Annotated in this window: 10 protein-coding genes and 1 tRNA gene (1 of these 11 running past the window's edge); 5 read left to right on the plus strand and 6 right to left on the minus strand. The window is 61.4% G+C overall.

Going from position 1 to position 14679, the window contains the following annotated elements; genetic code table 11:
* Nucleotides 1-32 precede the first annotated feature (32 nt).
* Nucleotides 33-1439, minus strand: coding sequence for a sensor histidine kinase RegB (gene regB, locus QKW60_RS15630; protein WP_282370069.1), 1407 nt, complete (start codon nt 1437-1439; stop codon nt 33-35).
* Between the two features lie 91 nt (nt 1440-1530).
* Between regB and QKW60_RS15635 the strand changes: the two genes are divergently transcribed.
* Both QKW60_RS15635 and QKW60_RS15640 read left to right on the plus strand, forming a co-directional pair.
* On the plus strand, nt 1531-2154 hold the full coding sequence (locus tag QKW60_RS15635; protein WP_282370070.1) for an SCO family protein: 624 nt from the start codon (nt 1531-1533) through the stop codon (nt 2152-2154).
* 70 nt (nt 2155-2224) lie between these two features.
* Nucleotides 2225-2300: transfer RNA gene (locus QKW60_RS15640), tRNA-Arg, on the plus strand.
* A 143-nt stretch (nt 2301-2443) separates the two neighbouring features.
* On the opposite strand, the gene gyrB is transcribed toward QKW60_RS15640, so the two are convergent.
* From gyrB to QKW60_RS15655, 3 genes are all read right to left on the minus strand, one after another.
* The gene (gyrB, locus tag QKW60_RS15645; protein WP_282370071.1) at nt 2444-4864 is read right to left on the minus strand and encodes a DNA topoisomerase (ATP-hydrolyzing) subunit B; all 2421 of its coding nucleotides are present in this window, start codon (nt 4862-4864) and stop codon (nt 2444-2446) included.
* Between the two features lie 208 nt (nt 4865-5072).
* Nucleotides 5073-7919: an error-prone DNA polymerase gene (locus QKW60_RS15650; RefSeq protein ID WP_282370072.1), complete on the minus strand. Its 2847-nt coding sequence runs from the start codon at nt 7917-7919 to the stop codon at nt 5073-5075.
* A gap of 304 nt (nt 7920-8223) precedes the next feature.
* Nucleotides 8224-9495 carry a 4-aminobutyrate--2-oxoglutarate transaminase gene (locus QKW60_RS15655; protein ID WP_282370073.1) on the minus strand — a complete coding sequence of 424 codons (1272 nt, stop codon included), beginning with the start codon at nt 9493-9495 and terminating at the stop codon, nt 8224-8226.
* Nucleotides 9496-9620: 125 nt separating this feature from the next.
* On the opposite strand from QKW60_RS15655, the gene QKW60_RS15660 reads away from it, so the two are divergent.
* Together QKW60_RS15660 and QKW60_RS15665 are read left to right on the plus strand one after the other, a co-directional pair.
* On the plus strand, nt 9621-10190 hold the full coding sequence (locus tag QKW60_RS15660; RefSeq protein WP_282370074.1) for a cupin domain-containing protein: 570 nt from the start codon (nt 9621-9623) through the stop codon (nt 10188-10190).
* 141 nt (nt 10191-10331) lie between these two features.
* Nucleotides 10332-10598: a hypothetical protein gene (locus QKW60_RS15665; protein ID WP_282370075.1), complete on the plus strand. Its 267-nt coding sequence runs from the start codon at nt 10332-10334 to the stop codon at nt 10596-10598.
* 65 nt (nt 10599-10663) lie between these two features.
* Here QKW60_RS15665 and pyrF read toward each other — a convergent pair whose 3' ends face one another.
* Together pyrF and QKW60_RS15675 are read right to left on the minus strand one after the other, a co-directional pair.
* Entirely contained in the window at nt 10664-11383 is a 720-nt protein-coding gene (pyrF, locus tag QKW60_RS15670) for an orotidine-5'-phosphate decarboxylase (RefSeq protein WP_282370076.1), read from the minus strand.
* Nucleotides 11384-11925: 542 nt separating this feature from the next.
* Nucleotides 11926-12078, minus strand: a complete 153-nt coding sequence (locus tag QKW60_RS15675) for a hypothetical protein (RefSeq protein WP_282370077.1) — start codon at nt 12076-12078, stop codon at nt 11926-11928.
* 187 nt (nt 12079-12265) lie between these two features.
* Here QKW60_RS15675 and clpB point away from each other — a divergent pair, with 187 nt between their 5' ends.
* Nucleotides 12266-14679: the 5' portion of an ATP-dependent chaperone ClpB gene (gene clpB, locus QKW60_RS15680; protein WP_282370078.1), read on the plus strand. It continues 202 nt past the right edge of the window; the window shows 2414 of its 2616 coding nt (coding positions 1-2414); the start codon lies at nt 12266-12268; its stop codon lies off the right edge, out of view.

Below are 14679 nucleotides of genomic sequence, written 5' to 3' on the forward strand. Positions count from 1 at the left end.
TGGTTAATAAAACAACTTTTAGCAGAAAGCGTTCAAATTTGTATTTGCCTGTTCTCTCCAAGCTCACTTCGAGCTTGCGTTTCTATTGCGGACCTTGGCCAAACCACGTCCACAAGTGCGCCGGATCGGGCGGGGTGTTCATCTTCAGAAAGAAAAGGATCGGTACCGTTTTTGAAATCCAGCCGTGCGCCTGTACGTTCCAGAAGCGTTTTGGCGATAAACAAACCCAGTCCCATACCTTCATATCCAGGCCGTGCGCCCCCGTCGTCACGGCGACGTCGCAAGATCGGATCCCCGATGCGTCCGATCAACTGAGGGGGAAAGCCCTGTCCGTCGTCAGCGATACGAACAAACACCTCGTTGTTCGACCAGCCGGCATCGACCCAGATGTTCTCTGACGCAAAATCGACAGCATTCTGCACTAGGTTTCGCAGGCCGTGGATAATCTCCGGCCGGCGCAGTATTTCGGGCATCGTGTCTGACCCCGGTGCGTCTGACAGATCAAAACTGATCGACTTGCCGCGGTTGAGATGAGGCTCCGCCGCCTCCCGAACAACTGCCGACAACGGCGCGGAACGAAGGTGCAAATCGTCCTTACCCGCGCGCCCCATGGACCTCAGAATATCACGGCAGCGGTCAGCCTGTTGGCGGATGAGTTCGGCGTCCTCACGCAGAGATGGCCGATCAGCAAGTTCGTCTGCCAGTTCGGCACTTGCCAGTTTGATCGTAGCGAGTGGAGTTCCCAGCTCATGTGCGGCAGCAGCTACCACGCCGCCAAGATCGGTCAGTTTCTGCTCGCGGGCGAGTGCCATCTGTGTTGCAAGCAACGCATCGCCCATCGAGTGAATCTCGGAGGAAACACGCCGCGCGTACAAACCAAGAAAGACAACCCCGATCACGATCGCCAGCCAGAAACCGAACCCAAACACGTTTGGAACCACAACGGTGCTGCCGTCCTGCATCCTCAAGGGAATATGATAGAACGCCACGACTGATACCCAAGCGATGGTGACGATTCCGACAAAGGCTGTTGCGCGGGTTTGCAGTGCCGTCGCGGCAATCGTTGCGGGCGCCAGGATAAGCAACGCGAACGGGTTATTGAGGCCTCCCGTCAGATACAGCAGCAATGCAAGCTGGGTTGTATCGAATAGCAGGGTCAGCATCGCCTCGACTTCAGTCAGGCGCTTGTTCTCGGGATAAATGAAGATCGCAATCAGATTGGCTGCGACGGCAGCGCCGACAACAGCAAGGCACAGCGTCACGTTCAGATCTACGTGATAGTATTTCCACGCCACCACGATGGCGGCAGACTGACCTATCACGGCCATCCATCTGAGCAGGATCAGGGTCCGCAGCCTGACCCAGTCGCTGTGGGCGATCCGCACCGCGAAGGTATCGTCCGATCCGTGTCCTGGGTGATCTGCAGCCGGTTGGCTCATGGCGGGTCCTGTTGTCGCATCCGACGCTTGTGAATTGATAGTCGGCCCGCAATGCGCGATCAATGCCGCCGCAACCCCCCGGAGGATTCGAATGCCGGTATCGACAAGAACCTATGCTATCGCCGCCATTTCCGTAGTGGCGATCGGCCTGGTCGCCACCTATGCCGTCACGCGTAACAGCACGTCTGACCGCTACGCAGCCTGCCGGGCCAGCAATATCTCCGGGGCCGCCACGATCGGCGGGCCCTTCACGCTTGTCGACGAAGATGGGCGGACTGTCACCGACAAGGATGTTCTGTCCAAGCCCAGCCTCGTCTATTTCGGTTATACGTTCTGTCCCGATATCTGTCCTACGGACACCGCGCGCAACGCCGAGGCGGTCGATGCGCTTGAAGAGCAGGGTTATGAGGTGACGCCGGTCTTCATATCGGTTGATCCCGATCGCGACACGCCCGAAGTTCTTAAGGAATGGACCGACTACCTGCATCCCCGGATGATCGGGCTGACCGGCTCGGCCGAACAGATCGCTGCGGCTGCAAAACAGTACCGCACCTACTATAAAGTGCCCGAGGACAAGAGTGACGAATATTACCTCGTCGATCACATGACCCAGACCTACCTGATGTTGCCCGAAACGGGCTTCGTCGAATTCTTCAATCGCGAGATGACGGCCGAGGATATGGCAAACAGCGTTGCCTGCTTCCTCGGCTCCTGATGGGTCGCTGCTGGGCCCGATACTTGTCAAAGCGCCCAACCGTCTCTATCGAAAGCAGGGACGCAAGTCCGGCCCCGTAGCTCAGGGGATAGAGCGACCGCCTCCTAAGCGGTAGGTCATAGGTTCGAATCCTATCGGGGCCGCCATTGCATCACTGTGTTCGCGCCAAAAGACCGACGGCGCTTCAGCGTAGAACCTTACAACTTCGCCCAAAATCACAAGTCGTCTGTTGGCCTCATCGACTCCGGGGGTGCTCTCCGCGCAAAGCAATGCGCATCCCTAAAAGCAATCAGAAATCCAGATTCTCAACGCTCAACGCGTTCTGTTGGATGAACTCGCGGCGCGGCTCTACCACATCGCCCATCAGCTTGGTGAAGATGTCGTCGGCCTCGGCCAGATCGTCGACCTTCACTTGGTTCAGCACCCGTGCCGCAGGATCGAGTGTGGTTTCCCAAAGCTGGTCGGGATTCATTTCGCCCAATCCCTTGTAACGTTGCAGGGACAGGCCCTTCTCTCCTTCACTCAGAATCGCGGCCAGCAATTCGGTCGGACCGTGAATCAGTTGCTCGCGATCCTTGCGAACGAGCTTGGCGATGCCGCCATAGACTTCCTGCAGTGCTTGCGTATGGGTGGCAAGTCGCCGCGCCTCACCCGACCGAAGGATCTGGCCATCGAGTGTACGGACCTCTTCAACCCCCCTGAGCGAGCGTGTGAAACGCAGCCCATGGTCCTGTGTCGGACGGCCCAGCCAGCCGCGTTCGTATTCAACCGCGACCTCGTCGAGGCGGCGCGCAACCTCGTTCGCCACGCCCTGCGCGTCGGCATCGACCCGGCCAGGCACCAGTGCCCCGGCAATCGTCGCCTGTTCGAGGATATGCATGGGGTAATGCGTCGGGAATGCCATCAGGCTCTTGCGCACCACGCGAGCCTCTTCCACGACGCGGTTCAGGTCTGCGCCCACGATCTCTTCGCCAGATCCAAGACGCAGGATCGCGCCTTCGACACCCTGCTGGATCAGGTAGTCCTCGAGCGCGGCCTGATCCTTCAGGTAAACCTCTGACTTTCCGCGCGCGACTTTGTAGAGCGGCGGTTCGGCGATGAAGAGATGCCCTTGTTCGATCAGTTCCGGCATCTGGCGGAAGAAGAAGGTCAGAAGAAGTGTGCGGATATGGGCGCCGTCGACATCCGCATCCGTCATGATGATGATCTTGTGATAGCGTAGCTTGTCGAGATTAAACTCATCCCGTCCGATCCCGGTACCGAGTGCCGTGATCAGCGTGCCGATCTGATCCGAACCGAGCATGCGGTCGAAGCGTGCGCGTTCGACGTTCAGGATCTTGCCCCGCAAGGGCAGTACCGCCTGATTCTTACGCTCACGCCCTTGCTTTGCTGACCCGCCCGCGCTGTCACCCTCGACAAGGAAGAGTTCCGAAAGTGCCGGGTCCTTTTCCTGACAATCGGCCAGCTTGCCGGGAAGAGAGGCGACATCCATCGCCGTCTTGCGCCGCGTCAGTTCGCGCGCTTTGCGCGCCGCCTCCCGCGCCAGGGCTGCCTCGACGATCTTGCCGACGATCACCTTTGCCTCGTTCGGATGTTCCTCGAACCATTCGCCGAGCTTTTCGTTCACGAGGTTCTCGACTGCGGGCCGCACCTCGGAACTGACCAGCTTGTCCTTGGTCTGGGAGGAGAATTTCGGGTCCGGCACCTTGACCGACAATACACATGTCAGCCCTTCGCGTGCATCATCGCCGGTGAAATCGACCTTTTCCTTCTTCGCGATACCCGAAGTCTGGGCATAGGTATTGATCGTTCGCGTTAGCGCCCCGCGAAAGCCCGCCAAATGGGTGCCGCCATCACGCTGGGGGATGTTGTTGGTGAAGGGCAGCACCATTTCGTTGTAGCTGTCATTCCACCACATCGCGACCTCGACCCCGATGCCGCCGCGTTCGCCGGTGATGAAGATCGGCTCTTGCAGGGCCGAGGTTTTGTGCCGGTCGAGATATTTCACGAATTCCCGCACGCCGCCGTCATAGAACAACTCGGTCCGCTGCAATTCGGCGCCGCGATTGTCTTCGAGGATGATCCTGACACCGGAATTCAGGAAAGCCAGTTCGCGCAGGCGGGTCTCAAGGGTCTTGAAGACATAGTCGAGGTTGGAAAAGGTCGTGGTTGAGGCGAGAAACCGTACTTCGGTGCCCTTGTCGCCGGGTTCAGCATCGCCGACCACTCTTAGGTGTTCGACCGTCTCGCCACGTTCGAAGCGGGCGTAATGTTCCTTGCCGTTGCGCCAGACCCTGAGTTCCAGCCAGTCCGACAGCGCGTTCACGACCGAAACACCGACGCCGTGCAACCCGCCCGAAACCTTGTAGCTGTTCTGGTCGAATTTGCCCCCGGCATGAAGCTGGGTCATGATGACCTCGGCTGCCGAAACGCCTTCCTCAGCGTGAATGTCGGTCGGAATCCCGCGCCCATTGTCGCGGACTGAAACCGAATTGTCGGCATGTATGCGGACGCGGACAAAGTCGGCATGGCCCGCCAAAGCCTCGTCGATGCCGTTGTCGACAACCTCGTAGACCATGTGGTGCAGGCCCGAGCCGTCATCGGTATCGCCGATATACATGCCGGGCCGCTTGCGCACGGCCTCCAAGCCCTTGAGAACCTTGATGGAATCCGCGCCGTATTCGGCCGGTTTCTGTGCGTCTTCGGTCATGCCCGTTCGCCCCGTTTCTTGCTGTCCATCTTATAGGGGGTTCGGGCAGTCTTGTCACGCCGATGGCACAAGATTTGGTGGTTGGTGCGAAGGAACGAACGAACCGGAAATGCGGTGCGTACACTGTCCCTGAAAGCCGGGGAAATTAACCTCTTGGGATACCGCACTTCGAACAGATCCTGCTGTCGTCAGGCGGCGCAGCGCCAGATCACAGATATGCAGGGGTGGTGCCGTTCGGCGGTGTGAGTTTCGCGCGCAAAAGCGCCATAGGATGGCTCCGCAGAGTAAGGCGCATGGCGGCGTAGTCCTCGACTACATGTTCGCCCTCGCTCATCCCGGCGAAGATGACGGTCGGCTCGACGATCCCCTCTCCATCCATATCGCCAGCAAAAAGCGGCAACGGTTTTGCGGGTGACACCGCGCGGGCGGCCCAGAGCGCGTCGCGGCGGGCAAGACCGAGCGCGGCGAAGGCGTCCGCCTCGGCCAAGAGAGTCAGGATGCCGGTACTTATCCCGGCGCGGCGCCAGACATCCTCGACCGCGCGATAGCCGTTGCCGCGCGCCTGTTCGATCCATTCGCCCTCTTCTTCGGATATGCCCCGGATCTGGCGGAAACCGAGCCGGAGCGCGAGCCTGCCATCGCCCAGTTTTTCCATCCGGTTGTCCCATTCGCTGGCATTGATGCAAACCGGCAGCACGGTGACGCTGTGATCGCGGGCGTCGCGCACGATCTGGGCGGGGGCGTAGAACCCCATCGGCTGGGAATTCAGGAGCGCGCAGGCAAAGATGCCGGGATGGTGGTGTTTCAGCCAGGCCGAGGCATAAACGAGAAGCGCGAAACTCGCCGCATGGCTTTCGGGAAAGCCGTAGCTGCCGAAGCCCTCGATCTGGGAAAAGCAGCGGGCGGAGAAGTCGTCATCATAGCCGTTCGCGCGCATGCCTTGCATGAAGCGATCGTGAAACTCGCTGACATTGCCATGCTTCTTGAAAGTGGCGAGCGAGCGGCGCAGGCGGTCGGCCTCCTCTGGCGAAAAGCCCGCGCCGATGATGGCAATCTGCATCGCCTGTTCCTGAAACAAAGGCACGCCCAGCGTCTTGCCCAGAACCTCACCCAGCGCGTCCGACGGGAAAGTGACGCTTTCCTGCCCATTCCGACGCCGGATGAAGGGATGGACCATGTCGCCCTGTATAGGCCCCGGCCGGATGATCGCGACCTGAATGACGAGGTCGTAGAATTTTCTCGGCTTCATCCGGGGCAGGAAGTTCATCTGGGCCCGGCTTTCGACCTGGAAGATGCCGATGGAATCGGCCTCGCACAGCATGTCGTAGACCGCCGGGTCCTCGGGCGGCAGGGTGGCGAGCGTGAAGCGGGTCTTGTGATGGGTCTGAAGCAGGTCGAAGGCCTTGCGGATACAGGACAGCATCCCCAGCCCCAGCACATCGACCTTGAGGATGCCGAGCGCGTCGATATCGTCCTTGTCCCAGGGGATGACGGTGCGGTTCTCCATCGTCGCGTTCTCGACCGGCACCAGCTCGTCAAGCCGCCCTTCGGTCATGATGAAACCACCGACATGCTGCGAGAGATGGCGGGGAAAGCCCTGAATTTCGGCGATGAGGGACAGTGTCTTTCTGATCCGCCGGTCTGCAGGGTCGAGGCCGATCTCACGCAGGCGGTCCGCCGAAACCTCGCCGCCGCCCCAGCCCCAGATCTGGCTCGACATGGCCGAAAGCGTATCTTCGGACAGGCCCATCGCCTTGCCGACTTCGCGCGCCGCGCGTTTGCCACGGTAGTGGATCACCGTCGCGCAAAGCCCTGCCCGGTGGCGGCCATATTTTTCGTAGATATGCTGAATCACCTCCTCACGTCGCTCATGTTCGAAATCGACGTCGATATCGGGGGGCTCGTCGCGCGCCTCGCTGACGAAACGTTCGAAGACCATCGTGCCGACCTCGGGGCTGACCGAGGTGACGCCAAGAGCGTAGCAGACCACCGAATTGGCGGCCGAACCGCGCCCTTGACAGAGGATGCCCTTATCGCGGGCGAAGGCGACGACATCGCGGACGGTAAGGAAATAGGGCTCATATTTCAGTCTGGCGATAAGCGCGAGTTCGTGAGCGGCCATCTTGCGAACCTTGTCCGGCACGCCCTGTGGATAGCGCCAGTTCAGACCCTCCCCGGTCAGACGGGCAAGGCGCGCCGAAGGCTCTTCTCCCGCAGAGATTTCCGAGGGATATTCGTAACGCAGTTCATCAAGCGAGAAGGTCAGACGGCGGGCGATCTCGCCCGTTCGATGGACAGCCGCCTCGTGACCCCTGAAGATTTTCAACATCTCGGCTTCGGATCTTAGGCGCTGTTCGGCATGAACAAGCGACCCCCGGCCAAGGTCGTCGACCCGCACCCCGCTGCGAATCGCGGTCAGCACGTCGGCCAACGGGCGGCGTGCGGCGCGGTGCATGATGGGCCGGGCCGAAGCGATGGTCGGCAGGCCGAGCCGTTCGGCCAGCGCCGCCGACCGGTCGAACCGGACAGAATCGCCACCGTCATAACAAGGCGCCATCATAAGTGAGAGATGATCCCGGCCAAGGCGGCGCGCCAGCCGTTCCGCCTGCCTCACCCACCCACCCGCGCCGCGCCCCGGCGTGGTCGCCTGTCTCACCGCTTCAGGTGGCGGATGGAGGAGCAGGTCCATCCCCGTGCCCCAGTTTGCGAGATCATCAAACTCCAGATGGCATTCGCCTTTTGGCGCCCGAAGACGCCCTGCCGAAATCAACCGGCAGAGCCGTCCCCATCCGGTGCGATCCTGCGGCAGCGCGGTGACCGTGAACCCGTCCATGAGCCGGATCAGCGCTGCGGGGATAAGGCGCGGGGCGGTGCCCGTCTTCCGTCGGATCTCGCGTGCCTGGACATGCGCCCGGACGATCCCCGCCACCGAATTCATATCGGCGATGGCGAGCGCCGTCTGACCAAGCTCCGCCACCCCCTCCATCAACTCCTCGGGATGCGAAGCCCCGGTGAGGAAGGTGAAATTCGATGTGGCGGAAAGCTCAATGAACATGTGGCGACCCAGACAGCCGAGCCAGTATATTCATGTTTTGTTCTCGTGGCGAGTCAGAGAAGAAGATCCGCGTCCAGAGAAGTATTTTTGGACAGAAAGTGCCGTCATCCATTCACTTTCTGTCCGGAAATACTCTCAGGGGGTGAGCCCCGGATATATCCGGGGCGAGGGGGCGGAACGCCCCCTGACCGCGCGAAGCGCATATCGCGTGACACCGCAGGCGTCTCCGCGGGATCATGGCAGGGTATCAGAATGAAAAACGGCCGCGCGGGGCGGCCGTTTCACGAATCGTCTGTACACGGGATTAACGGGCGGCGCGGATCGCGTCTTCGAGCTTGCCAAGCGCCTCGGTGAAGACCTCATCCTGAATCGTGATCGGCGACAGGAAGCGGATCACGTTGCCATGGACGCCGCAGGTCAGAAGGATCAGCCCGCGCTTCAGCGCCTCGGCGCGCACCCGGTTGGCGAAATCGGCCGAGGGTTTGCCGGTTTTGGCGTCGTTGAACTCCACGGCGTTCATGAAGCCGGGTCCGCGGATGTCGACGATCTCCGGCACGTCGGGCCGAAGCGATTCGAGGCGCTGTTTCAGCCGCGAGCCAAGCTGGTTGGCGCGGTCGCAAAGCCCCTCTTCCTCAATCACGTCAAGCACCGCATTGGCCGCCGCGATTCCCATGGGCGAACCGCCATAGGTACCGCCAAGCCCACCGGGGGCCGGTGCGTCCATCACCTCGGCCCGGCCAACGACGGCCGCAAGCGGGAAGCCACCGGCCAGAGCCTTGGCCATGGTCATCAGATCGGGCTGAACGTCGTGATGTTCCATCGCAAACATCTTGCCGGTGCGGGCAAAGCCGGTCTGCACCTCGTCGGCGATCAGGAGGATACCGTGCTCATCGCAGATCGCGCGGAGCGCCTTGAAAAACTCGCGCGGCGCTTCGTAAAAGCCGCCTTCGCCCTGAACCGGTTCAAGGATAATCGCGGCGACGCGCTTGGGGTCGACATCGGACTTGAAGAGGTAGTTCAGCGTATCGAGCGACTGTTCGACCGAGACGCCGTGCAGCGGCACCGGGAATGGCACGTGGAAGACGTCGTTCGGCATGGCGCCAAAACCGACCTTGTAGGGTACGACCTTGCCGGTCAGCGCCATGCCCATGAAGGTGCGGCCGTGGAAGGCGCCGGAAAAGGCGACGACGGCCTGACGACCTGTGGCGGCGCGGGCGATCTTAACGGCGTTTTCCACCGCTTCCGCGCCGGTCGTCACGAAGACCGCTTTCTTGTCGCCCTTGATCGGTGCAATCGCGGTGATGCGCTCGGCAAGGCGCACGTAGTTTTCGTAAGGGACCACCTGATGGCAGGTATGGGTGAAATGGTCGAGCTGGTCTTTCACAGCCGCGATCACCTTGGGGTGGCGGTGGCCGGTATTGACCACAGCGATGCCGGCGGCGAAGTCGATATAGCGGTTGCCTTCCTTGTCCCAAAGCTCGGCATTCTCGGCCTTGTCGACGTAAATCTGGGTCATGACGCCGACGCCGCGCGACATGGCGGACTGGCGGCGGGTTTCAATCTCGGCGTTCAGCATGATGCTCTCCTCGGAACGTGGTCCTGCCCCCAATAATCCTTCGGCAGGAAATGATCAATATTGCAGATTGATGCACAATAAATTTATCACTAAAGAAGAGGTCCCGAGAGATTGGATCGAGCGCGATGGATTTCGACACCGGATCACGCCTGAAGGAAGAGCGCGAAAGGCTGCGTCTGTCGCAGCGCCAACTCGCCGCGATGACGGGTGTCACCGGCGGTATGATCTCGATGATCGAACAGAACCGCACCAGCCCCTCTGTCGCGACGCTGAAAAAGATCCTTGCCGGTCTTGGCATCTCGCTCGGCGACTTCTTTGCGGGCAGCGCCGATGCGGGGACGAAATGGCATTTCCGTCATGAGGAACTGCGCGAAATCACGCCCGAGGCAAAGCTCGGCGATGCCGGGGCCCGGGTGATCTTTCGTCAGGTCGGGCGACCGGGATCGAGCGCGGTGCAGATGCTGCACGAAACCTATGCACCGGGCGCTGACACGGGTCCGGAGCTTTACAGCCACGATGCCGAAGAGGCCGGGATCGTAATTTCAGGTCAGGTTCAGGTGACCGTCGGTGAGGACACACAACTTCTGACCGCCGGTGACGGCTACCTGTTCAACAGCCGCACGCCGCACCGGTTCCACAACCCGGGACCCGAGGATTGCGTGATCGTCTCGGCCTGCACGCCACCCACCTTCTGAACGGTTACAGGCCGGTTTCGGCGAAAATTCGCGAGGCGTTTTGGCCGTTCCGGCGGCGTATGGCTGAGTGAATATCCGCTTATAGCCTTGGCCCGGCAAAGCTCCGATCCTGTGGGGGTAACCTACGGAAAGGAGCATTACATGGACTATGAGCAGCACATGCCAGGGCGCTCCTCCTACGATCCGTCGCGGGCCTATATGCGGACCCATGGCGAAGGCGGAATCGGCGGCGTCATCATTCTACTGGGCATCGTCGTAGCGGCTCTGGCGCTTGTCATCTGGATGGCCGGTTCCAATACCGCCAGCCAGACCGCACCGGCCGCTGGCCTTGCCGATCCGGCCGCGCTCGCGCCCGCTGACGAAACAGCACCGGCAGATCCGGCCGCAGTGCCATCAGCGGCCGAGTGACCGACCACTCATGGACGGGGCGTACGCGCCCCGTGACTATGCCGGAAACAGCGGCGGCCGGATGCTCAGGCGTTCGGCCGCTGCGCTTGAGGTGAGGCGAGTTCCGCGAGAACTGCCTCAGCGGCAGCCGCGGGATCGGGTGCGGCCCAGATCGGGCGACCGACGACGATGTGATCGGCGCCGTCGGCGACCGCGCGGGCGGGTGTCGCAATGCGCTTCTGATCGCCGAGTTCGCTTCCGGCGGGCCGGATACCCGGAGTCACGATCAGCTTACCCTTTGTCTCCGGCAGCGCACGGATCATCGCGGCTTCCTGTGCCGAGGAAATGACGCCGTCGGCCCCTGCCTCAAAAGCCCGGGTGGCGCGTTCAGACACGATGTCAGGGATGTCGCCCGGTTGGATAAGCGCGGCATCAAGGTCGGTTCGGTCAAGCGAGGTGAGAACCGTGACCGCAAGGATTTTCAAATCCTTTCCGGCGGCACCCTCTTTTGCCGCGCGCACGACATTCGGGTCACCATGCACCGTTAGAAAATCGAGATCGAACTGCGCCAGCCCCCTGACCGCCGCTTCCACCGTTGCGCCGATGTCGAAAAGCTTCATATCTAGGAAAATGCGCTTGCCATGTTCCTGCTTCAGTTCATTCGCCAGCGCCAGCCCGCCGCCCGTCAGCATGCCAAGCCCGATCTTGTAAAAGCTCACCCGGTGCCCGAGCTTTTCGGCCAGTTCCAGCCCCGCAACGGCGTTCGGGACATCAAGGGCGACGATGAGACGGTCATCGGCGATCATCAGGGCACTCCTTCCGGTCGGGGTCGCGCCCTCATGATTGCGGGTGAAGTGTCTGTCAAGGTTTGAGGTCAAGGACAGGGCAAGCATTGGCGGGCTGACATGCCGTTGTGGCGCTATTCCGCTAGAAAGTGCGCTTGTGCTTTACCGTAGCACCCACATCACGTTCCCGCATCCGGTAAAAGCCGCACCCGGGGCCGTGACAGGTGCCGCCAGTCCGGATCAAGTGCTGAGCGGTTGTGTTGCAGGAACGCCACTCCGGCGCGAAGGATCACCGCCCTGCCCGGGCCGAGGTCCCGCGAAATCACGCTGCGCGGCGTGGGGCGCATCGCACAGGGTCAGCCGCAAAGTTGAGCTTGGCGGCCCCAAGTAGCCGGGCCCGGAGTGTCGCCGCGCCTGGCGCGCGCGCCGGGGCGGATGTGCGGATGAAGGCCTGAACCGGCTCACCATCCCATAAAACGGTCAGCGCCACGATAGCCTCGACCCGGCAGGCAACGCGGTCCCGTCGCGCCCGCGTTATTCTGGCCGACAGAATACGCACCGCACTACCCCTGACGACGCACTGCAAAGGGGTTTGGCAAACCGGGTGCGCAATCCCGTGTCGCTGAGGCAAGGGCGATAAGCTGCGGCGGCATCGGTGAGAGGTTTTCGATGAAATGGCCGGTGGCGATGCGGATGGCGTTTGCGATACGGGTCATGCTGGTCCTCCGTTAACCTTAAGGGTCATTAACGCCGAATCTCCTTTCCAATTCGTTTCCGCGATTCGGAATCCCCGGCGGCTTGAAATCCCGGTCGCCAATATCCAAGTCACTGACAAGACCCGGAAAGCGCCGTGCCAGAATGGGCGGTCGAATCTGCCGGGGGCTTCAAGGAAGGAGAGAACCGATGAACATGGAAAAGTTCACGGAACGGTCGCGCGGTTTCCTTCAGTCCGCACAGACCATCGCGATGCGCGAGGTGCACCAGAGAGTGGTTCCGGAGCATCTTCTGAAGGCACTCATGGATGACGATCAGGGCCTTTCTGCAAACCTGATCAAGCGCGCGGGCGGTGAGCCGAAGCGCGTTCAGGAATCGGTTGACCAGATGATCGCCAAGATGCCCAAGGTTTCGGGCGGCGACGGGCAGGTCTATGTCGATACCTCGCTGGTCCGCGTTCTGGACGAAGCCGAGAAGATTGCGAAGAAGGCAGGCGACAGTTTCGTGCCGGTCGAACGCATGCTTATGGCACTGGCCATGGTCAACACCAAGGCCAAGGATGCGCTGTCCGCTGGGGCTGTAACCGCTCAGGCGCTGAACGCCGCAATCAATGATATCCGCAAGGGCCGCACGGCCGACAGCGCTTCGGCCGAAGAAGGCTACGACGCGCTGAAGAAATACGCGCGCGATCTGACCGAGGCCGCCGAGGAAGGCAAGATCGACCCGATCATCGGCCGGGATGAGGAAATTCGCCGCGCCATGCAGGTGCTGTCGCGCCGCACCAAGAACAACCCGGTTCTTATCGGTGACCCCGGCGTCGGCAAGACGGCGATTGCCGAGGGCCTTGCCCTACGAATCGTCGATGGCGATGTACCTGAATCGCTCAAGAACAAACGCCTGATGGCGCTCGATATGGGCGCGCTGATTGCGGGCGCGAAATATCGCGGCGAGTTCGAGGAAAGGCTGAAGGCCGTCCTGAAGGAAATCGAGGCGGCGGCCGGTGAGGTTGTCCTTTTCATTGACGAGATGCACACGCTCGTTGGTGCGGGCAAGACCGATGGCGCGATGGATGCGGCCAACCTGATCAAGCCGGCGCTGGCGCGGGGTGAGTTGCACTGCATCGGCGCCACGACGCTGGATGAATACCGCAAATATGTCGAGAAGGACGCGGCCCTTGCCCGGCGCTTCCAGCCGGTATTGGTCGATGAGCCGACGGTTGAAGATACGATCTCCATCCTGCGCGGCATCAAGGAAAAGTATGAGCTTCACCACGGCGTCCGGATCGCCGACGCGGCGCTCGTGGCGGCGGCAACCCTGTCGCAGCGCTACATCACCGACCGTTTCCTGCCCGACAAGGCCATCGACCTTGTTGATGAGGCCGCTTCGCGTCTGCGCATGGAAGTGGATTCGAAGCCCGAGGAACTCGACGCGCTCGACCGCGAAATCCTGCAAAAGCAGATTGAGGCCGAGGCGCTGAAGAAGGAAGACGATGCCGCGTCCAAGGACCGGCTGGAGAAACTGGAGAAGGAGCTGTCGAACCTTCAGCAGCGCTCTGCCGAGATGACCGCGAAATGGCAGGCTGAGCGGGACAAGCTGGAATCGGCGCGCGGGCTGAAGGAACAGCTCGACCGGGCGCGGATCGAGCTTGACCACGCCAAGCGCGAAGGCAACCTCGCGCGCGCGGGCGAGCTATCTTATGGCGTCATTCCCGGATTGGAGAAACAGCTTGCCGAGGCCGAGGCGCGCGACGACGCACTGATGGTCGAAGAGGCCGTGCGCCCGGAACAGATCGCCGAAGTCGTGGAGCGCTGGACCGGCATCCCGACCTCCAAGATGCTGGAGGGCGAGCGCGAGAAGCTTCTCAAAATGGAAGATGAGCTGGGCAAACGCGTCGTCGGTCAGCGCGAGGCCGTCGAAGCCGTGTCGAAAGCGGTTCGCCGGGCCCGCGCGGGTCTTCAGGACGAAAACCGGCCGCTTGGTTCGTTCCTCTTCCTTGGCCCGACCGGTGTTGGCAAAACCGAACTCACCAAGGCACTCGCCGAATATCTCTTTGACGACGAACACGCGATGGTCCGCATCGACATGTCGGAATTCATGGAGAAGCATTCGGTCGCCCGGCTGATCGGTGCCCCTCCGGGTTATGTCGGCTATGACGAAGGCGGTGTGCTGACCGAAGCCGTGCGGCGCAGGCCCTATCAGGTCGTGCTGTTCGATGAAGTCGAAAAGGCGCATTCGGATGTGTTCAACGTGCTCTTACAGGTGCTCGATGACGGGCGGCTGACCGACGGGCAGGGCCACCATGTCGACTTCAAGCAAACGCTGATCGTGCTGACTTCCAACCTCGGATCTCAGGCGCTCAGCCAGTTGCCTGAAGGTGCCGACAGCGGTCAGGCGCGGCGCGACGTGATGGATGCCGTGCGCGCCCATTTCCGGCCCGAATTCCTCAACCGGCTCGATGACCAGATCATCTTCCACCGGCTGACGCGGGACGACATGGACGGCATCGTGGAGATCCAGCTTCGCCGTTTGGTCAAGCGACTTGCCGCCCGCAAGATCGCACTCGATATGGACGAGGCAGCGAAGAAGTGGCTGGCCGAGGAAGG

The organism is Albidovulum aestuarii (genome assembly GCF_029961185.1).
Classification (GTDB): domain Bacteria; phylum Pseudomonadota; class Alphaproteobacteria; order Rhodobacterales; family Rhodobacteraceae; genus Albidovulum; species Albidovulum aestuarii.